21 protein-coding genes and 1 other annotated feature (1 of these 22 only partly in view) are annotated in these 18,737 nt (G+C 38.7%); of the genes, 6 read left to right on the forward strand and 15 right to left on the reverse strand.

All coding sequences use genetic code 11. The features are described from left to right. Nucleotides 1-80: 80 nt before the first annotated feature. The 3 genes from RCG25_RS21735 to safA all read right to left on the reverse strand — a co-directional run bounded on the left by RCG25_RS21735 (nucleotide 81) and on the right by safA (nucleotide 2,048). A complete protein-coding gene (locus RCG25_RS21735; RefSeq protein WP_308080900.1) occupies nucleotides 81-725 on the reverse strand; it encodes a PspA/IM30 family protein in 645 nt (214 codons plus the stop codon). 200 nt (nucleotides 726-925) lie between these two features. Beyond that, on the reverse strand, nucleotides 926-1,273 hold the full coding sequence (locus tag RCG25_RS21740) for a lmo0954 family membrane protein (protein ID WP_308080901.1): 348 nt from the start codon (nucleotides 1,271-1,273) through the stop codon (nucleotides 926-928). A 163-nt stretch (nucleotides 1,274-1,436) separates the two neighbouring features. Then, nucleotides 1,437-2,048 (reverse strand): SafA/ExsA family spore coat assembly protein, encoded by a 612-nt coding sequence (gene safA, locus RCG25_RS21745; RefSeq protein ID WP_308080902.1) that lies wholly within the window; start codon nucleotides 2,046-2,048, stop codon nucleotides 1,437-1,439. 108 nt (nucleotides 2,049-2,156) lie between these two features. Between safA and RCG25_RS21750 the strand changes: the two genes are divergently transcribed. The 3 genes from RCG25_RS21750 to RCG25_RS21760 all read left to right on the forward strand — a co-directional run bounded on the left by RCG25_RS21750 (nucleotide 2,157) and on the right by RCG25_RS21760 (nucleotide 4,488). Further along, nucleotides 2,157-2,531 carry a DUF1360 domain-containing protein gene (locus tag RCG25_RS21750; RefSeq protein ID WP_308080903.1) on the forward strand — a complete coding sequence of 125 codons (375 nt, stop codon included), beginning with the start codon at nucleotides 2,157-2,159 and terminating at the stop codon, nucleotides 2,529-2,531. A gap of 114 nt (nucleotides 2,532-2,645) precedes the next feature. Beyond that, the gene (locus RCG25_RS21755) at nucleotides 2,646-2,792 is read left to right on the forward strand and encodes a hypothetical protein (protein WP_308080904.1); all 147 of its coding nucleotides are present in this window, start codon (nucleotides 2,646-2,648) and stop codon (nucleotides 2,790-2,792) included. Nucleotides 2,793-2,958: 166 nt separating this feature from the next. Continuing rightward, on the forward strand, nucleotides 2,959-4,488 hold the full coding sequence (locus tag RCG25_RS21760; RefSeq protein ID WP_308080905.1) for an FAD-dependent oxidoreductase: 1,530 nt from the start codon (nucleotides 2,959-2,961) through the stop codon (nucleotides 4,486-4,488). A 343-nt stretch (nucleotides 4,489-4,831) separates the two neighbouring features. Here the strand turns inward: RCG25_RS21760 and RCG25_RS21765 are convergent, their stop codons facing one another. From RCG25_RS21765 to RCG25_RS21795, 7 genes are all read right to left on the reverse strand, one after another. After that, nucleotides 4,832-4,957 (reverse strand): hypothetical protein, encoded by a 126-nt coding sequence (locus RCG25_RS21765; protein WP_308080906.1) that lies wholly within the window; start codon nucleotides 4,955-4,957, stop codon nucleotides 4,832-4,834. A gap of 386 nt (nucleotides 4,958-5,343) precedes the next feature. Then, nucleotides 5,344-6,807: an amidase family protein gene (locus RCG25_RS21770; protein ID WP_308080907.1), complete on the reverse strand. Its 1,464-nt coding sequence runs from the start codon at nucleotides 6,805-6,807 to the stop codon at nucleotides 5,344-5,346. A gap of 146 nt (nucleotides 6,808-6,953) precedes the next feature. Beyond that, nucleotides 6,954-8,099 (reverse strand): DEAD/DEAH box helicase, encoded by a 1,146-nt coding sequence (locus tag RCG25_RS21775; protein ID WP_308080908.1) that lies wholly within the window; start codon nucleotides 8,097-8,099, stop codon nucleotides 6,954-6,956. 104 nt (nucleotides 8,100-8,203) lie between these two features. After that, nucleotides 8,204-8,503: a DUF5658 family protein gene (locus RCG25_RS21780; protein WP_308080909.1), complete on the reverse strand. Its 300-nt coding sequence runs from the start codon at nucleotides 8,501-8,503 to the stop codon at nucleotides 8,204-8,206. Between the two features lie 152 nt (nucleotides 8,504-8,655). Further along, nucleotides 8,656-9,459: an MBL fold metallo-hydrolase gene (locus RCG25_RS21785; protein ID WP_308084246.1), complete on the reverse strand. Its 804-nt coding sequence runs from the start codon at nucleotides 9,457-9,459 to the stop codon at nucleotides 8,656-8,658. Nucleotides 9,460-9,672: 213 nt separating this feature from the next. After that, the gene (locus RCG25_RS21790; RefSeq protein WP_308080910.1) at nucleotides 9,673-9,882 is read right to left on the reverse strand and encodes a heavy-metal-associated domain-containing protein; all 210 of its coding nucleotides are present in this window, start codon (nucleotides 9,880-9,882) and stop codon (nucleotides 9,673-9,675) included. A gap of 3 nt (nucleotides 9,883-9,885) precedes the next feature. Continuing rightward, the gene (locus RCG25_RS21795; RefSeq protein WP_308080911.1) at nucleotides 9,886-10,344 is read right to left on the reverse strand and encodes a flavodoxin; all 459 of its coding nucleotides are present in this window, start codon (nucleotides 10,342-10,344) and stop codon (nucleotides 9,886-9,888) included. Nucleotides 10,345-10,545: 201 nt separating this feature from the next. Here RCG25_RS21795 and RCG25_RS21800 point away from each other — a divergent pair, with 201 nt between their 5' ends. Further along, nucleotides 10,546-11,247 (forward strand): Crp/Fnr family transcriptional regulator, encoded by a 702-nt coding sequence (locus RCG25_RS21800; protein WP_308080912.1) that lies wholly within the window; start codon nucleotides 10,546-10,548, stop codon nucleotides 11,245-11,247. Here the strand turns inward: RCG25_RS21800 and RCG25_RS21805 are convergent. After that, nucleotides 11,244-11,492 (reverse strand): amino acid decarboxylase, encoded by a 249-nt coding sequence (locus RCG25_RS21805; protein ID WP_308080913.1) that lies wholly within the window; start codon nucleotides 11,490-11,492, stop codon nucleotides 11,244-11,246. The two genes, RCG25_RS21800 and RCG25_RS21805, sit on opposite strands and share 4 nt — an antisense overlap. Before the next feature lie 189 nt (nucleotides 11,493-11,681). Here RCG25_RS21805 and RCG25_RS21810 point away from each other — a divergent pair, with 189 nt between their 5' ends. Both RCG25_RS21810 and RCG25_RS21815 read left to right on the forward strand, forming a co-directional pair. Next, nucleotides 11,682-12,302 (forward strand): copper resistance CopC family protein, encoded by a 621-nt coding sequence (locus RCG25_RS21810; protein ID WP_308080914.1) that lies wholly within the window; start codon nucleotides 11,682-11,684, stop codon nucleotides 12,300-12,302. Further along, entirely contained in the window at nucleotides 12,303-13,397 is a 1,095-nt protein-coding gene (locus tag RCG25_RS21815; RefSeq protein WP_308080915.1) for a copper resistance D family protein, read from the forward strand. Between the two features lie 752 nt (nucleotides 13,398-14,149). Here RCG25_RS21815 and kynB read toward each other — a convergent pair. The 4 genes from kynB to RCG25_RS21835 all read right to left on the reverse strand — a co-directional run bounded on the left by kynB (nucleotide 14,150) and on the right by RCG25_RS21835 (nucleotide 18,452). Further along, nucleotides 14,150-14,770, reverse strand: coding sequence for an arylformamidase (gene kynB / locus RCG25_RS21820; protein WP_308080916.1), 621 nt, complete (start codon nucleotides 14,768-14,770; stop codon nucleotides 14,150-14,152). A gap of 125 nt (nucleotides 14,771-14,895) precedes the next feature. Beyond that, the gene (locus tag RCG25_RS21825; protein ID WP_308080917.1) at nucleotides 14,896-16,854 is read right to left on the reverse strand and encodes a WG repeat-containing protein; all 1,959 of its coding nucleotides are present in this window, start codon (nucleotides 16,852-16,854) and stop codon (nucleotides 14,896-14,898) included. 70 nt (nucleotides 16,855-16,924) lie between these two features. Continuing rightward, nucleotides 16,925-17,290: an SCP2 sterol-binding domain-containing protein gene (locus RCG25_RS21830; RefSeq protein ID WP_308080918.1), complete on the reverse strand. Its 366-nt coding sequence runs from the start codon at nucleotides 17,288-17,290 to the stop codon at nucleotides 16,925-16,927. A gap of 145 nt (nucleotides 17,291-17,435) precedes the next feature. Next, nucleotides 17,436-18,452: a 4Fe-4S binding protein gene (locus tag RCG25_RS21835; protein WP_308080919.1), complete on the reverse strand. Its 1,017-nt coding sequence runs from the start codon at nucleotides 18,450-18,452 to the stop codon at nucleotides 17,436-17,438. Nucleotides 18,453-18,689: 237 nt separating this feature from the next. Next, nucleotides 18,690-18,737, forward strand: a binding site (T-box leader); it runs 200 nt beyond the window's last position.

The raw sequence follows: 18,737 nt of genomic DNA on the forward strand, positions 1-18,737 counted from the left end.
TTTACCTTATGTATTTATTAATTTTTCATGGGATAAAAGGCGTAGAAACCTACGCCTTCTTTAGAATACCATATTTGTTATTATATGGACTTGCTTTCTTCTAATTTCATTTCTTTTTCTAGTTGAGCGATCCTTGCATCAATGGTATTGCGGTAGTAAGAGCTGTTGACTTGATGCTCTAAACGATCAAGATAGTTCTCGATGTCTTTGAATTTTGAATAGGCCGCATCGGAATACGTATTTGAATCAAGCACTTTGTTGATTTGGAGATTGGCGCGAGTGACGTTTTCACGTCCCATTAATTCCATTCTGCGAAGGTGCATATCTTTAAGCTTGTGCTTCATTTCTTCATACTTTCTTTCTAACTCCCCAAGCTGGCCATTCACCTGTTCGAGTGAGGCGCTTAGACGGCTGGCCCGATCAGCATATTGTTGATGTTCTGCAGCAGCGAATTGACACAGCTCCGATTCTCCCGCTTTTGAAGCAACTTCTGCTTGGTGCTTTCTTTTTTCTGCTAATTCCATCGCTTGATGATATTCTCTTGTAAATTCATCCTTAAGTGTATTTTGGCGTTCTAAAAGCTTTCTTACCTTTTCTGTTTCTTGCTCGGATTGGCGAAGGTATTGATTCAGTAAGGCAATTGGGTTTTGATTTTCCTTTTTGTCTAAAGCCTCGTGTAAATCCGCAGTAATCGTGTTTTTAATTCTTGTGAATAAGTTTGTCATTTTTATTCTCTCCTTTAAGTTTATCTTTGTTAAACTAGCCTGTTGATTTCCGCTCCAGACGCTTCGCTTTCCGTGGGCGTTTCGGCGAGCCTCCTCGGCGCTTGCGCCTGCGGGGTCTCCCCTGACCCGTACTCCCACAGGAGTCTTCGCGTCTTCCGCTCCAATCAACAGGGTGAAAAAAATCACCAATGTCCTAATGTTTAATAATTTTTTAATTCATTCCACTGTTTTTCGAAATTGGCGAATGGATCTGCTTCTTCTTTTTTAATGCTGTGCTTGTTCTGATTCCATTTTTTATAAACGAGGTACAGCACATAGGCTGCGCCTACTCCAATAATGGCTGGTGCGTTGTGAAGGGAAGCCACTAGGACGATGAGACCGATGATTCCAAGTCCAATTTTCCCTCCAGTGGATTCAGCCTTTAAAAATTGTTTGAATATGAAGTAGAGAAGCACCAAGCTAACAAGTAACCCCACCATTGGACCGATTGTTGAAAGTAAGATGATAGCTGCTATCCCTCCAGCTACCAGTAAACCGAATTTCTTCATTTTGTTTCACTCCTTTTCTTTTCTTGATTTCATCTTACCTTTTTTCTTTTGTTCTCATAATTGCGCCTGAGCTTGATTTTTATATCGGTCTCAAGACGTAGAAAGGGTCAGCCCCTTAAGCAAAATGCTTAAAAAACTGACCCTTTTTTCGATATTTTGAAACTTATTTTGAGATAAACATTTGCACCCAATAGTAGCCGTAGGAGCCGCCTTTAGCATAGCCCACGCCGATACGGGTGTTTGAGCTCAGGATGTTGGCACGGTGTCCTGAACTGTTCATCCAAGACTGTACCACTGATGCAGGTGTCGTTTGACCGGCAGCAATATTTTCAGCAGCCGAACGATAGGAAATACCAAAGTTCTTCATCATATCAAATGGGCTTCCATAGGTTGGGCTCGTATGGCTGAAATAGTTTTTATCTCGCATATCATTTGCCTTATAGCGAGCAACCCTTGATAGCTCCCAATCTGCTGTCATTGCCGGCTTTCCATTTTTGGCACGCTCTTGATTGGTTAATTGAATGACTTGATTTTCTATACTCTTAATCGCATCAAAGTTAGGGATGGTCACCTTCTGACCAGGATAGATCAGGTTAGGATTTTTAAACTGAGGGTTAGCCGCAATTAACTCTGAGATTCCAACCTGATACCTAACAGCGATTTTCCAAAGCGAGTCTCCTGGCTGAACAGTGTAATATTGCTGTGCAAATGAAACGCTAGGAATACAGAAAAGAGATAGTAAGAACAACAAACTAATCCAAAAAGATTTTTTCATTTTTTCGCCTCCTCCGAATATATATTTTTGATTTCAGGCTCAAAATATACAAGGAACTGAAAAAATATCTTTTTGCCTGTTACAAATTGATTTTTGGAGGATGGAGATTTGAGGGAAATTTCATGGATGACCTATATTATGTTAATTTTAGCGAGCTACCGCTTAACACATTTAATTGTCTTTGATAAGATTACCGAATTTATTCGCAGACCTTTTGTCAAAAAGGTGAAGGTAGAAACGCAGGATGGTACGGAAACAAAGGAAGTTCCCACTTCTATGTTTGGTTATCTATTGAAATGTTATTGGTGTGCGGGCGTTTGGAGTGCCATTTTACTTGCCGGAGCCTATTTGCTTTTTCCAAGAGTGGCCTTTGTGATTATTTTAATCTTTTCTATTGCCGGCGGTCAGTCTATTATTGAAACTTTCGTCGGTGTTAATATTAAAAAGGTTGATTACTATTCACACTTAAAGGACAAGGACTAAATAAAAGCTTTGAAACATTGGTAAAATTAATCCCCCCTTAGCATATATTTTAGAAAAGTGGCTGACTTATAATTTTTGCATGTAATTCAGCCTCAATATAAAGGGGGATTTTTAATGGCTATTTGGTGGATCACAACCATCGGTTTAGTCCTTTGTCTTGGTTTTGTAGGTGGTACACTCTTTCATTTCCTACGAGGAGCGCTCGATTCAGAGGATTCTTCCCGAATCGATAAAATTAACTCCGATAAGGAGCCCCTTTAATTTTAAGTAATTCTGTTTAAATAATTGGAATCATACCTTTCTTTCGAACTCTGAGTAACTCAGAGTTCTTTTTACGTTCTAGAAAAATAAATTTTGCGTTTACCACATGATTTTTTTAGTTTAGGAAAAATTATACATGTGATTATTACGAGCTGGAGGAATACATATGAGTTCATCTGAAAATACAACAAAGTTTCCGAAAACCTTTTGGCGCGAAATAGATTTTCCCTCTTATCCTAAATTAACTGAAGACTTCTCTGTAGATGTAGCGATTGTCGGTGCCGGAATTACCGGTGTTACCGCAGCCTATTTATTATCCAAAGAAGGATTAAAGGTCGCCCTTATCGAGGCAGGTAGTGTCTTAAATGGAACAACCGGCCACACTACCGCTAAATTAACAGCACAGCATGGTCTGATTTATGATGAATTAATCAATCATTTTGGTAAAGAAAAGGCTAGACTTTATTTTGATTCTCAGATGGATGCCATTCATTTTGTTGAAAGAATGGTGAAGGACAATGGAATTGATTGTGATTTCAGTAAAGAAGATGCCTATATGTATGCAGTGACAGATGAGTACTCAGAAAAGCTGCAAACTGAATGGGAAGCATATAAAAGTCTTGGCATCGATGGTGCTTTGAAAGACTCTATTCCCTTTAATATTCAAACAACAGCAGCCTTAATGATGAGTAATCAAGCCCAGTATCACCCACTCAAATTCCTTAAAGCTCTGCTAGAAGAAGCGGTAAAGGCAGGCTGCATGGTTTATGAGAACACAACGGCCGAGGATATCGAGGACGATTATTCCGAACCAAAGGTGGTAACGAAGGATGGGCAAAGAGTAAGCTGTAAGCACGTAATCGTGGCCTCCCATTTTCCTTTTTATGATAAGCCTGGGCTTTATTTTGCTAGGATGTATGCAGACCGTTCTTATGCCATTGGCCTGAAGACGGACAAAGAGTATCCAGGTGGGATGTATATCAGTGCAGACAGTCCAACCCGTTCGATTCGGTATACACCTTATAACGGGGAGAAATTACTAATCATCGGTGGTGAAAACCACAAAACGGGGCAGGGTGTCGATACATTAAAGCATTATGAAGCACTTGAAGCCTTCGCTGAAGAGGTATTTGGGATTAAGGAGTATGAATATCGGTGGTCTGCTCAGGATTTAGTGACGCTTGATAAACTGCCATATATCGGGGAAATCACATCTGGACGTGAACATATATTAGTAGCTACTGGTTATAAAAAGTGGGGTATGACGACGGGAATTCTTGCCGGTCATTTATTAACTAATTATGTCATGCAACGAGGCAATCCTTACCAAGAGCTGTACTCCCCTTCCCGCTTTCAGGCGGATCCAGATTTATCGAATGCCCTCACAACCAATGCTGATGTTGCCAAGCATCTCTTGAAGGGTAAGCTTGAAATTGTTGAGAAAGTTACGGATGATCTTCAAGATGGTGAAGGCGCAGTTGTTATGTATAAAGGAAAAAGAGCAGGTGCCTATAAGGATAAGAACGGTAAGCTTTATATTGTGGATACCACTTGTACTCATTTAGGGTGTGAATGTGAATGGAATCATGCTGAAAAATCATGGGATTGCCCATGCCATGGTTCACGTTTCTCGTATGCAGGCGATGTAATTGAAGGCCCAGCACGAAAACCACTGGATCTGCTTGAGAAAGGATGATTTGTTGGCTCCATAAAGTGGAGTATGTTGCTATTTGTTTGGATGAAGGACATTATCATTGTGCTCGCGCTTGGTTTTGTCCTTCATGAGCTTGATGAAGGACATTTTCCATGTGTTTGTGCTTGATTTTGTCCTTCATGAGCTTGATGAAGGACATTTTACATGTGTCCGAGCCTGGTTTTGTCCTTCATCCCCTTGATGAAGGACATTTTTCATGTATTTAGGCTTGATTTTGTCCTTCATCCCCTTGATGAAAGACATTTTTCATGTGTCCGAGCCTGGTTTTGTCCTTCATCCCCTTGATGAAGGACATTTTTCATGTGTCCGCGCTTTGTTTTGTCCTTCATCCCCTTGATGAAAGACATTTTCCATGTGCCACCGCTTCGTTTTGTTCTTCATCCCCTTGATGAAGAACATTTTTCATATGCTCGTGCTTAGTTTTGTCCTTCATTCCCTTGATGAAGGACATTTTCCATGTGCCACCGCTTCGTTTTGTCCTTCATCCCCTTGATGAAAGACAATTTTCATGTGTCCGTGCCTGGTTTTGTCCTTCATATCCATGGCTCCTCCCCAGGCCCTTAAGGGAGTAAAACAAAAAATGCACACATGATTTCACGAATGATGAAATCACGTGTGCATGATTAAATTCTTTTATTTACTATTCGGACGGTTGTGTTTGATCGCTTCGCCGGTTGTAAACTCCACCAGCTCCTCGCTCATGACCATTGGCTTTTTACGATTGTTATTCCGTTGTGCATTCTGATTTCCCAGTTTCTGTCTACCCACACTTACCAGCTCCTTTTCGAGAAATAAGAAATACATTGATAGTATGGGTGAAAACAAATCAGCTTATTCTTATTTAAGGACAGGGGCTTTTCTACATTTTGTCATCTGTTCATAAGCATAAGCTACTTCAATTAACAGTGGCTCACTATACGCCGTTCCTGCAAACGTAATACCTACAGGTTCTCCTGCAGCTGTAAATCCTGCAGGAACAGCGATAGATGGGTATCCCGCTTTTGCACTAATATGTGACCCTTCTTCACCAGGGAAAATGATGACATCCAACTCATATTTTTCTAAAGCATAATCAATCCCCTGCTTTGTCGAATGATAAAGATCAAATTCCAAAGCTTCGAAGTAGGCAGCCTCTGTCAGTGTTCCACTCGTGCCTTCCGATTCAAGCAATACCGCTTGCCCAAACTTAAGCATTTTTTCCTCATCCTTCTGATTAAATTCAATCAGATCGGCTAGCGATCGAATACCTACAGAAGGGTGCAACTGATTCAAATAGGCATTTAAATCTGGCTTAAATTCATAGGTTAACACATCATATTTCCACTTCGCTTTTGCAGAAGGAATTTCAATATTATCAACAATGTCTGCTCCTGATGCTTTCAACGCTTCTACAGCTGAAGCCACAATTGCTTGCTTCTCTTTACTTAAAAGCTCCATGAATCCATCGAGTGCAATACCGATTCTTTTACCTTTAAGTCCTTCTTTTAAAAGAAACTCGGTAAAGTCAAAGTGATTAAACGGATTTGTTTTCGTAATGGGATCCTGCTCATCCTTTCCACACAAAGCATTTAGCAGAATGGCTGCATCTTGCACCGTCCTAGCCATCGGTCCAGCGGTGTCCTGTGTATGCGCAATCGGAATAATCCCTCTTCTGCTAATTAATCCCACCGTTGGCTTGATTCCTACAAGAGAGTTTTGACAGGATGGGTTCAAGATTGAACCGGAGGTCTCTGTACCTACTGCAGCAGCTGCAAAATTGGCCGCTATTGCCGCTCCTGATCCAGCACTCGAGCCACCGACATCAAAGGTCCCTAGTCCATATGGATTGAGTACCTGACCGCCTCGAGAACTATAGCCGCTTGTCATTCCATTTGCCATGAAATTAGCCCACTCGGTCATATTAGTTTTTCCAAGAATGACTGCTCCTGCTTTTCGTAACTGTTCTGCGACAAAAGAATCCTTTAAAGCAATCGAATCCTTTAAGGCTAGAGATCCAGCACTTGTATGCATTTTGTCGTGAGTATCAATATTATCTTTAATTAAAATGGGGATTCCATGCAATTGGCTGCGTGGGCCTTTTTCCCTTCTCTCCGCATCTAATGCTTCTGCAATATGCAAAGCATCCGGATTAATTTCAAGGATAGAATGCAACTTTTGATCATAAAGCGAAATTCTATGTAAGTACATGAGAACCAGTTCTTTTGATGTAAGCTCACCGCTATCCAATTTCTCTTGGATTTCAGTGATGGTTACTTCCTCAAGCCACTCATCATGCATTTGTTTTAATTTTATGTTTTCCATTGTCTTCCCTCCAATTCTTTTACAATTCAAGATAAACGGCCTAAATCCTTTTTTCGAGGCAAAAAAAGCAGTGGAATCCTCCACCGCTTTTTTGGGGACAGTCCCCCGGCGCTTTAGCGCAGTGGGGGACTGTCCCCATTTTATGTTTATCTTTTTTGTTTTTGAACTCGTTGATTTTCTTCAGAAATTTGACCTTGATAAAATACTCTCTTTTGAAGCGGAACATTTAGCTCACGACAATAGCGTTTTAGTTCTCTTTCTTCTCTTTCTGTAACAAGAGAAATTATCGTTCCATTTGCACCCATTCTACCTGTTCTACCTGCCCTATGGACATATTGAGCAATGTCCTTTGGTGAATCAATCTGAACAACATGGGTTACTCCCTGAATATCAAGTCCTCTTGCTGCCACATCCGTCGCAATAAGCATCTTCATTTTACCATCACGGAACGATTTTAAAGCCGCCTGACGCTCCAGTTTCTTCATGTCACTATGAAGAATGCCGATGGAAAGGTCTTTAAAAAGTAATTTTTCTTTAAACACTTGAATCTCACCAATATCATTAATAAACGCAAGGGATTTGCTGTTTTCCAAGCGGACAATTTTTTCAAGAAGCTTGATTTTGTCTCGTGGTTCACATGAAAAATAAATATGTTCAACTTCTCCAGAAGAAGCCATTTCATCCTTTTCAATGCGTAGAACCTCTTGATCCTTTGTAAGCTCCTTTGCCAACTTTTCTGTTGCTGCTTTCATTGTCGCAGAGAATAGAACCACTTGACGGTCATTCATTGTTGATTTAACAATGTTTTGGACTGTGTTTAAATGCTCTGGAATGAGCAGCTGATCGCCTTCGTCAAGGACAACCAATTTCACTTCGTGCATTTTCACCTTTTTTTGTTTAATTAATTCAAACAGACGGCCTGGTGTAGCAAAAATGACTTGGGGACGCTTTTTTAATTTTTCAAGCTGGCGTTTCACGTTTGCCCCGCCAATAATGGATGTGCCTCTGACTCCGCTTCCCTCTGACCATTTTTGAAATTCCTGATATACCTGCATGACTAGTTCTTGTGAAGAGGCTAGTACAACAGCTTGTAAACCTTGCACGTCCGTATCAATTTTATCTAACAGTGGAAGTAAATAAGCAAGTGTTTTACCTGTTCCTGTTGGTGACTCAGCGATTAGATCTTTGCCTTCCAAAATCAGTGGGATTGCCGACTCTTGGATCGAAGTCGGAGTTTGAAACCCTGACTTTTCCCATGCTTCCTGTAAAAAAGGCTTTAACGTATTTAACATATTGTACTCCTTTATAAAAAAATCATTTTTCTTATTATTAGTATTTGTATATCGTATTGATACTATCGTAATTACCGTGGAGTGTCTAGATTCAAAGATATAGATTAAAATGAAGAATTAAAATAGAGGATCATCCATGCAGCATGAATCACAAGGACGGAAAAATATAAAACACAGGTGGATAGTAAAAGAGCTTTTGTCCATCCCTTTAATGGCCGTAAATAGAACAAACCGAGCAATAGAAGTGGAAGAGATATTTTAATTAAATAAAAATAAGACCAGCTTTTACTAATAACAACCTTCATCACTGGATTTCCTTCCGTAACAAATCCAGAAACAATCCCAAAATGAGTTAAAACAGCATCTAGCAACCCAGCAACCAGCAGGAATATACAAAATCTCATTGGCTCCCCCTTTAAATCAAAATTAGATTAGTAAACAGTTTACCTACTTATACTTATGCTGATACATTCATAATCAAATGTTCTTATTAACGAACAATCAAACGTAATAATAGGGCTGCATCCTATAGCAACCCCAATCTTGAGAATTAAAATCAATTAACATATCGTCCACTTTCAGGCCTGCCAATCTCACTAAAATGTTCAACTAAGTAATGAAGACTTTCTTCCAATTCTTCACCACTCATTGGCAAACCATGTCCGGTTACAGCAACCTGAGGCTTTAGCGCTTCAAGCTTTTTTACGGATTCATAAGCAGCATCCCAATCGGTCGTATAGTATTTGGGCGGTCCACTAATTTCTTTTGTCTGTGTCATTACCTTATAAAGTGACTCCTGTTTGACCGTAACAAACGCATCACCGGCAATTAGCGTCCGATCTTGTTCACGGAATAGTGAAACATGGCCAGGTGTATGGCCAGGTGTATGTATCCATTGCCAATTAGGCATAAATGGCACAGAGCCATCCGATGGAAGTGCGTTTACGAGTGAACTAATATTGATCCCATGATTAGGGAACATGGGTGATAACTTGGCTACCAAACCACTGTCCACACTTGGATCACCCGGAGGATAATCCTTCTGTCCAGTTAAATACGGAAGTTCCTCTTCGTGGGCATAAACAGGGACATTCCAGTCTTCTAATAAGGTAGCAATCGAACCAACATGATCAAAATGGCCATGTGTTAAAATAATCGCCTTGGGAATCGCATGCTCACCAAATCTTTCTTGGACCATTTCCTTTATTTCATCTGCTGAATTAGGCATACCGGCATCAACCAGTACAAATTCATTTGTCTCATTAGGGTTTCCCACCAAGATCAGATTGACAATCTGGTCCGTATAACTAAAGACATCTGGGAGAACAGCTATACCAACGCCATTGCCAATGGATGACATCGGTAGAAACGTTTTCTCAAATTTGCTATCTTTTTCGATTTCCAAATGGATTCCTCCCTTTTTGCCTAGTATTAATCTGGGAGGAAAAATTATTACAGTATCTATTTTTTTAATGTCATTCCCTTTCAATTATATATTATAACGTACACTTATGTTCTTAATAAATTATAATTTTCATAAAAAAAAGAAACTGCTTTCAAATGAACAGTTCCTTTAATCAAATGAACGTAAGGTTAATTTATGAATGGTCTTGTTAATTTCATCTATTTGGATATGATTTTCATTAAATTTTATTTGGACTTTTCCGGTTCCTGACAATATCTTTACTTGTTCCACACCAGTGGTTTTTTCGATTCTCCTTTTTATTTTCCCCATACACCCTGTACACGCAACATCATTTAGAGCTAATTCAATCATACTCATTTTTTAAGCCCCTTTCTTTTGTGATATATGTTCCATAAACGACTGACCAAACATAATACATTGTTGTTTTTCTGAGTCATTTGGAGCTAAATCAATTTTCAATCCATCCTGCACGACGTCTGCGCCGAGTTCCTTTAGCTTAGCAATTAACAAATCTACAGCCCCACCTCGATGCTCATAAGAGGAGTCACAGGAACCGAATGCAGCGGCTTTTTTTCCTGCTATATTTATTAGATCCATTTCATCATAAAAACTAAGAAATTCGTCTGGTAACTCCCCATCCCCCCAAGTATATGCACCTAAAAGGATACCGTCGTAGTTGTGAAGATCTGTCACATCTGCCTCTAAAATATCCTTTATTTCTACTGACCCTCCGGCCTTTCGAATGCCCTCCGCAATCCATTCCGCTAACTCTTCTGTATTCCCTGTCATACTGGCATAGACCATTAAACAAGCTTGCATGACCTACTCACCTCTTGTTTTTCTTTCATTATATTGATAATAATTCTCAATAACATTGACCTAAATCAAGAAACAGCCGTTTTGAAAAAATTGGGTGAAGTTCTTAGTAAAATTGATTGATACAAATCACTACACCTTATCTAAAAAGGAGCTATGATGAACCTATAGAATGAAAACGGTCATATAGGAGTTGAATGAAGGATGGGCTGTGAACATTGCTGCACTCATGATTCTTCGTGTCTAACAACTGTTCCTGTTTTTAAGGGATTGAAGGAAGTGGATCTCAAACTATTACAAAAAGTCACCAGGAGCCGTCATTTTGTAAAAGGAGAGTTTATCTTTCATGACGGTGAGATCTCTGAAACATTATTTGTCATAAATTCAGGGTTAATTAAACTAACCAAAATGTCTGCTGAAGGAAAGGAGCAAATTGTCAGGTTGTTGTTTCCTGGAGACTTCTTTGGTTTATCTTCCTTACTCAGAAAAGATAGACATAATGTAAATGCTGAAACGGTAGGGAATACGGTTATATGCTCAATTGAGAAGAAGGATTTTTTAAAGACGATGGAGACGAACGCTGATTTAACCTATCGATTTTTATTAGCTTTAAGTGATCGTTTGTATCAAGCAGACGAGTCAGTTGGATTTTTAAGCTTGATGGAAGTAGAGCAACGGCTCGCAAGGGTTCTTATCCTTTTTCATAAAAAAATGAATGCAGGTCATGATGCCTTTACCCTGCCCATTTCAAAAAAAGATCTAGCAAGCTATATAGGAACAACTCCAGAATCCGTAAGCAGAAAGCTTTTAGCGTTCGAGTCAAAAAAATGGATCAATATGAATGGACGCAGACAAATACAGATTCTAGAGTTGGACCAACTAAAAATGATTACTCGAATGGACTAAAGCTCAGATAATTTTACCGCCATGAGCCGGAAATGCATGGGTTCAAGTTCATTAACGATCACATTCATTCCTAACGATTGAATGCTCACAATTAACGGCTCGCCTCGATGTGGCAAATGAATTTCAAAGATCGTACCAACAGGTGCTGATTTAATAAAATTTAATATTTCTCGTCGTGGGTGCTCCCCCTTTGCAATTCTTTCCCGAACATCCATGACTGCTTTTTTATCTACGATTTGAAACATACTTTTCCGCTCCCTTTATTAAAAGTTAGGTTCAGTTTATCACCTTCATTTTTGAAAAAAATTGATTTATATCAAGTAAAATAGATCTTAATTTCGACAGGTTTGTGAACTTTACATGCAAATTGATATAAGAAGATGAAAATGGTGATAGAATGACAACAGTTAAATAACAATATAACGGAGTTGAAAATGATGTTTAATAAGATATCTTTAATCACTGCTCTGTTGTTTTTTCTATTAGGAACGAATGTGTTTGCCCATTCCCATTTAGAAGATTCATCTCCTAAAGATGGCGCAGTGCTTACTGAATCATTGAAAGATATTACACTTACGTTTGAAACAAACCTGGAACCAACAAGTACATTTACATTGGCTGATGCAAACCGTGCATCTATTGCCCTACCAGTTGAAATTAAAGGCAACCAGTTAGTTGGTGTTTTGCCTGAGGATCTTGCAAACGGATCTTATTCTATCCACTGGAAGATTATTGGGACAGATGGACACCCACTTGAAGGAGACCTTTCTTTTACAGTACAATTGCCTGAGACAAATAGCTCAACAGTCCAAGTTAGTAGTGCGGATTCAGCAACTAAAAAAGATGAGCAAACATTAACTGAAGAGACTAAAACTACAGACACAGTATCCTCGTCCAATTCGACTGACGGGAAAGAACAGGCTGCTTCTGTACCTACAACAGCTAGTCCTTCTGCGCCATCTTTCAAGGATTATGTCATCCCCGTTTCTGTTGCCTTCATTATTATTGTTGGCTTAGGAAGCTATTGGTTAATTTTTAGAAGGAAGCATGCCTAAATGTTAATTTTGAATGTACTAAGCGAAGCTTTGCTTTATTTATGTTTTTCCTTGTTGCTCGGAAGTTTTATTATCAATCTTGTACCCGAAAACTACCGTCCTGAGATAAAGATCTCAAAAGCGGTTATCCTGGGGGCAGTTCTAGGAATTGCCCTTTTTTCCTTTATGCCTGTTTTACGAATTATTCTTTATTTATCTGAGGGCGGTTTGGGAATAGGCAGCACACTGCAATCGGTGTTAACAAACTTTGAATCAGGTAAAGCCTGGATTAAAACAGGAATCCTTTCGATCATATTGTTTATATTTCTTCTCCCTATTAAGGTGGAGCGGAAACCTTACGTATCTATTACTGGTTTAATCCTGACACTTGCATTGATTGGAACCATCGGCTTGTCCAGTCACGCCAGTTCACTATCTAAATGGCCAGGTTTTTTTACTCACACCGCTCACTTACTAGCTGTTAGTACCTGGATTGGCGTTTTGATGATTGTCAGTTGGTTTTCTAAAAATCATGACAATTGGCTGAAGTTTTTAACCTGGTTTACACCGCTTGCCATGATTTGTTTCCTTATTTCAATCATTACTGGGATTTCTTTAATGACCTTTGTGATGGATGTAAAGGACTATGCTAATACATGGCCATTATCATACGGGCAAGCCCTCTTAGTTAAACATTTAACGATCGTACCGTTACTCGTATTTGCTTTTATTAACAGTGTACTGGTACGGAAAAAGCTGGTCAGTGAACCAACCTTTAACCCACTATCATGGGCCAAGCTTGAGAGTGTAATTGTGTTACTCCTTTTTGCTGTTACTGGGGCACTAGGACAGCAATCACCACCGCATGATATATCTCTTACACTCAAAACAGAGGGTGTCTCGTCGCTTTTTAGCTTTTTTCATTCAAGTGAGGTTGTTTTTCCGTTACACGTAACACCTGGTATTGGAGCCGTAAGCTTGTTACTTATTGCCATCTTTTTTCTCATTTTAACGATCATTATTTTTGTAAAAAGAGCTCAAAAGAGTTTAACCATTTTGATGAGCGTCTTATTTATTTTCACGGCCTATGTAGCAATGATGTTAAGTATAAAATAAACAATGAACTTAAACATAGCCAGATAAAAAGAAGAAGAATGAGTATAACGGGTTCGGTTTCCTATCGCACTATGGTAATTTGCACAGGAAAATGCAAACCAAAATGTAATCCTTTTTGCACTAGAAAACATTAGAAATAGCAAGGGTTTATACCCTTGCTATTTTGCTTTTAATTGCTAATTCTTCGGATTGCGAATTACGAATTTTAAAATCATTTCCGCCTTATCTTTATCGATTTCGAGTAGGTATGAGAATTCATAGGCGGAGAAATTCCTGCTAATGTATATAGAGGTAGCTTAAGAAGCAGATATAAGCGGAGTTATTCCGATTAACTGCTCAAAATAAGACACAATCCAAAGATTTGGATAATATAAACGGAAAAACTCCCTTTATTTTTAAGGAAATATGGGTATTTCCCAATTTAGCCGGAATTTTTCCGTTTATTATTCATACACAGTGAAATTAATATTCAGTTATAACAGAACCTAACCTTAAATATTTTTCTGTATATCAATTTGCAGGTAAAAATGTAGTGTATTTTGCTGCGGTACACTGGCTATTGTACCCCCTACTTTTTAATATACAAATTGCACTACAAATTCTGCCAAAGTAATTATAAAAACTCCTTTATATCAACAAAAATAGACCTCCAAATCACCATACAATTTGAAGGTCATTTTGCATTACATTTTTAATGTTTGCGATAGGGAACGGAATCCGTTAGCATGAGCATACTTCTTCTTTTTTATTATCTACTTTTTACGAAGGATGGCACGAACTGGACTTCCGTCTCCTTCCACTAAAGGCAGCGGCAACGCAATCAGTTCATAATCTCCTGGTTCAATTTCATCGAGGAGGAGTGATTCCAGGATATGAATTCCGTGTTGATTTAAACTATGATGAGCAAGCAGTTCTTTACTATCAATTGGATCGACTGACGGAACATCCAAACCGATAAGCCTAATCTCTTTCTCCGCCAAATATAGAGCTAACTCTGGCTCAATGTGGGGAATCTTCTCCGGAAATAGATCGGAATTCTTCCAGGCAAGGGTCTTAAATATGATTCTCGTGACTCCCTCAAGATTGATGTCTTTTACATCCGCTGGTCCAATACTATCTTTTCCTACCATATCAACAACTCTTGCAGGCCCTATGTATAATTGTAGATCTAACTCTATAATTCTTTTTCCATGGTTATCAAAATGAAACGGAGCATCGACATGTGTACCAGTATGGGTGCTCAATTCTAGTCTGCCTACATTAACCGACCCGCTTTCCTCCATTGGCCACGAAACTTCATATTGAAAAGAGGTATCCCCTGGCCAAACCGGCATTCCATTTTCCAACTTCCTAGAAATATCGTAAATCCTCATTCAATTCACTCCTTCTATTTTCATTTGGTAGATATTCACATTATTTCATATTCCCCTTACCTTTTTCTATTGTTATTTTTAAAATTCCACCTAGCAAAAAGGCAGGAATATCCTCCTGCCTCCCATTAATGAAATGACCTCCAAAAGCTTCCATTCTGATTAATGATGCCACTTAATTCCTCAAAAGGAATCGTAAATGTTGGGAATCCCGCAGCAAAAGCGGCGATTTCGTAAGGTTTAAAATAAATATTTAATCCTTCCTCATTTATAAAAAAGGGCTGGTCTTCTTTTATCCCATGATAATCTTCAGGTGTGATGTAGGAATATTGATCATCAGTTTTGATTTTGTTCCCAATGAAGTCACCAATAATTTTTACGAACGGGCTCCCCTTCTTGAACAAATCTTTTAACTGATACATAGTACCGGTTTTAAGATTGATATGAGCATATTTAGAAATGGGCATACCGTGCGCCGCACAAGATACATAATCATACCCGGTAATTTCTATTACTAGTAAATCTTTTTGATAAAAAGGAAGCTCAAAATCACCATCATAGCTGGATTCCAACTGTGTATGGGAAGGTACTGGCTTTACACCAGAAAGCTTTGCTAAGGCTCCATTCACGGCTGCCTCATTAGGAATCCCTCTTAGTTGTGGATAGTAAACTAAATAATCTTTATTGGGCCGATATTTTTGTTCTAAAATAAAGTACTGCTTGGTGAGGGGGATCATAGTGTTTTGCTTCCATATTAAATCACCATTAAGACTAAAATATTGTAACCGCATATCGACTTCACTCTTAATCATTGTTTTCTCAACTTGCAATGTTCCACTCCCGTTAACCAATGGCAGGTGCTTCACTCGCCTTCCACTTTTATCAATAAAGAATGTATGTTGGTCATCAGATACAGAAGCCACCCCTTCTTCAAAAGTAGTGATTTCATTAAAAATAAAACCGGTTAAAATATGTCCATCAGAATCCCCCAACGCATAAATAGACTTGATACAGGGCTGTTCTGGCTGCCTTTCCTTACCAACCGCAAATCGATTTTCCCCTAGATTGATTAGATTATTGTAGTTTGGTTTTATGACAAAGTGCCCTTTTTGATCGATTAATCCATAGCGTGCTTCGTTACCCTCAGACAAAGCAACGATGGCACGCCCTTCTATAAATGGTTCTGCATCAGTGAAACGGGGTTCTATGACGATCCTACCTTCTTCATCAATAAATCCAAATTTGCCATCTTCCGTTTTCTTGAACGATAGTAAACCTTGACCATAGTTACCGACAAATGCATATGGAAAAGATTTCAGCACCTTTCCAGTTAAATCAATTAACTGAAAGGTCCCTTCCTTCGTTTTTACAATTGCTTTTCCATCCTTAAATTCACTTGTAGAAACATAGATTAGGGGAATGACTTCCTTACCTCTTTTGTTCAAGTACCCATAAACATACTGACCATGTTCATCCTCTATCGCCGCTGCAACGCGCCCTTCCTTATACTCGGGCATAATTACGGAATAGGCTCTTTCTGTAATTTCCTTGCCGCTCTCATCAATGACCTTAGTTCCTTGACGGTCATTACCAATGGCTCGGCCTTCTGAAAACGGCTGAATCGTATCGTATTTTGGTTTTACGATAAAATATCCCTTTGAATCGATAACCCCTGCTTTGTCCAATAACCTCATGATGGCTAAACCATTGTCATGAAAATCCTGGGCCTCTTCATAAGCCGGAGGAAGAACGAATTTCCCTTTCGCATTAATATAGCCCCACTTTGTGCCTCCAACCTCTTTAATTGGCGCAGGAAAGAGGTAGACAGCTCTTTCTTCTTGATGATTAGAGAGTGCCCGGATGGCTTTAGTAACTATCTCATTTGATAGCGGATAATAGAACCAATACTGGCCCGCATAGTTTTTTAATACATATAAAAAAAGCTGTTGATGGTAACGGTACATTCCAAACACTTCATTTATTCCATCACCATCCAAATCATTATATCGAAGGACATCTTGTAATTCTGCCCCTGCAGGAATGCAGGATTGAATCCATTTCACTAGTTGAAGATTACTTTCAAACATAACAACACACCCAGTTTACTTTTCTATATGTATATGAAAAAAGTAAACTGGGTGTTTATCTAAGTGACTTTTATAAACGCTCTTTTAGGTTATATTGTCTGAGAAGGCTCTCGATTTTGATTGCCTTACTAAGATCCCCTTTGATTTTTAATTTTCCCGTCATGAAAGCCATGGTACCATTTAATTTCCCTAATAAAAATTTCCGAAAATCAGCTAATGACATCACTAAGGTGCAATCAGCTGGTGGTTCGCTCTGTTCTTTTACAAGTGCCTTTCCAGAATCGATCCGCAACTGATAAACTCCCTCTTCTTCCCCTTCAATCGTAAATTGATAGCTTGCTGAGACGCCCTCAATCGGAGTCGGATTTTCATTTAACACTGATTCAATCAGCTTCATTAATTCAGACAAAAAATACCCCTCAATTGCTTTGGCCATAGTTTGTTTAAGCCCCTCCTTAATTTTCAAATATAGTTTCATAATAATGGTAGCTACTTCCATTCCGCAATCTTTATTTCTAAATTTTCAGACTTATTAACCATAAAAATAAGCAACCCATAACAGGTTGCTCATTTCTTTAAGATTAATGGCCTACATAATTAGCATCTGGAATCAGTTGCTTCCACTCTTCATAAGAAATAATGGTATCCCAGTGACCGGTAAGTTTTGCAATACCTACGACTAAAATGAACATCACTAGGAAAGCGACAGGAATAAACCATTTGTTGACCTTTTTATTTACAACCGTCATATTCAACGTATCCTTAACAGGACAAGCTTCCACGCAGGACATACACGCCGTGCAGTTAAGTGAATTAACTGCTTCCACCTTGTGGACCTTTAACCTCTGCGGGCATACCTTAGTACACATTTCACAATTCGTGCAGGTCTCTTCATTTCTACGAATCTTTGTAATTCTAAATATGGAACCAAGACCAATTAATGCTCCATACGGGCAAAGGAAACGACACCAGAAGTTTTTAAAGAATAACGACAGAATAAAAATCACTGCAATAACGGTTAAACCTGTTCCGCCAATAGTTAAAAAGAATTGCAACATCTTTACATCAGAAACTTTATTATAATCCAACTCTAGGAACGCTTTTGCACTATAGGTGGACATTTGTATGACCATACTCAAGAAGAACAAGAGCAATAAATATTTGATCGGTGATAAAAGCCATGCCAGCCACGTGGGAACCTCAAAATTCCTTTTAAAAATCTTTTTTCCTAGTCTTGCCGTCCACTCACTAACTGTACCAACAGGACAGAACCAGCTGCAAAAGGATTTACGGAAGATGATTCCTGCTCCTACAAAAAAGGTAAATAGGACTAGACCTGCCGGGTGAATCTGATCGAATTCCCCACTATTAATCCAAACCTTTAATGCAACTAGTGCACTGATTGGCAGAAAGCCTTCAACTGCAGAAGGCCTTTCGACAAAGGTAGTTTCTCCAAGCGTTTCAAAGTGCATATAAAAGCGGTAGAACTGCACACCTACATATAGTAAAAACAATAAAAAAGCAGACTGAACCACATATCTTGTGATGGTAATGGGCTTTCGCTTCAACTGTTTTTTATACCATGCTTTTGATTTCATCACATTTCCTCCATTCTTCCATTACTTTTACTATAAAGAACGGTAAAAACAGGGTATGTGATATTAATCATCGATCCAATTCATTTCATAAAGATGTCACATTAGCAACTTAATTCTGTCAAAAATGATTTCCAATATGTAAACGGTTACCTCTATTTTTTTTAAAAAAGGGGTTGCAAAATTATTTAAAAATAATATAATTGCTTTATTCATATTTATTAGAATCTTTTAAAATTATCAAAATCGATGACGAGAAGAGTAGCTTATATTTCTTGTACCTCAGAG

The sequence above is a fragment of the Neobacillus sp. PS2-9 genome (genome assembly GCF_030915525.1).
Taxonomy (GTDB): domain Bacteria; phylum Bacillota; class Bacilli; order Bacillales; family Cytobacillaceae; genus Neobacillus.

Bases quoted from the DNA above. Each gene is read 5' to 3' on its own strand.
- RCG25_RS21790 (WP_308080910.1), bottom strand. From the start codon at position 9,882: ATGAGTATGATTGAATTAGCTCTAAATGATGTTGCGTGTACAGGGTGT.
- RCG25_RS21775 (WP_308080908.1), bottom strand. From the start codon at position 8,099: ATGTTAAATACGTTAAAGCCTTTTTTACAGGAAGCATGGGAAAAGTCA.
- RCG25_RS21835 (WP_308080919.1), bottom strand. From the start codon at position 18,452: ATGAAATCAAAAGCATGGTATAAAAAACAGTTGAAGCGAAAGCCCATT.
- RCG25_RS21755 (WP_308080904.1), top strand. From the start codon at position 2,646: ATGGCTATTTGGTGGATCACAACCATCGGTTTAGTCCTTTGTCTTGGT.
- RCG25_RS21810 (WP_308080914.1), top strand. From the start codon at position 11,682: ATGATGTTTAATAAGATATCTTTAATCACTGCTCTGTTGTTTTTTCTA.
- RCG25_RS21770 (WP_308080907.1), bottom strand. From the start codon at position 6,807: ATGGAAAACATAAAATTAAAACAAATGCATGATGAGTGGCTTGAGGAA.
- RCG25_RS21740 (WP_308080901.1), bottom strand. From the start codon at position 1,273: ATGAAGAAATTCGGTTTACTGGTAGCTGGAGGGATAGCAGCTATCATC.
- kynB (WP_308080916.1), bottom strand. From the start codon at position 14,770: ATGAGGATTTACGATATTTCTAGGAAGTTGGAAAATGGAATGCCGGTT.
- RCG25_RS21800 (WP_308080912.1), top strand. From the start codon at position 10,546: ATGGGCTGTGAACATTGCTGCACTCATGATTCTTCGTGTCTAACAACT.
- RCG25_RS21795 (WP_308080911.1), bottom strand. From the start codon at position 10,344: ATGCAAGCTTGTTTAATGGTCTATGCCAGTATGACAGGGAATACAGAA.
- RCG25_RS21830 (WP_308080918.1), bottom strand. From the start codon at position 17,290: ATGGCCAAAGCAATTGAGGGGTATTTTTTGTCTGAATTAATGAAGCTG.
- RCG25_RS21805 (WP_308080913.1), bottom strand. From the start codon at position 11,492: ATGTTTCAAATCGTAGATAAAAAAGCAGTCATGGATGTTCGGGAAAGA.
- RCG25_RS21825 (WP_308080917.1), bottom strand. From the start codon at position 16,854: ATGTTTGAAAGTAATCTTCAACTAGTGAAATGGATTCAATCCTGCATT.
- RCG25_RS21735 (WP_308080900.1), bottom strand. From the start codon at position 725: ATGACAAACTTATTCACAAGAATTAAAAACACGATTACTGCGGATTTA.
- RCG25_RS21760 (WP_308080905.1), top strand. From the start codon at position 2,959: ATGAGTTCATCTGAAAATACAACAAAGTTTCCGAAAACCTTTTGGCGC.
- RCG25_RS21765 (WP_308080906.1), bottom strand. From the start codon at position 4,957: ATGTCCTTCATCAAGGGAATGAAGGACAAAACTAAGCACGAGCATATG.
- RCG25_RS21815 (WP_308080915.1), top strand. From the start codon at position 12,303: ATGTTAATTTTGAATGTACTAAGCGAAGCTTTGCTTTATTTATGTTTT.
- RCG25_RS21785 (WP_308084246.1), bottom strand. From the start codon at position 9,459: ATGTCATCCATTGGCAATGGCGTTGGTATAGCTGTTCTCCCAGATGTC.
- safA (WP_308080902.1), bottom strand. From the start codon at position 2,048: ATGAAAAAATCTTTTTGGATTAGTTTGTTGTTCTTACTATCTCTTTTC.
- RCG25_RS21780 (WP_308080909.1), bottom strand. From the start codon at position 8,503: ATGAGATTTTGTATATTCCTGCTGGTTGCTGGGTTGCTAGATGCTGTT.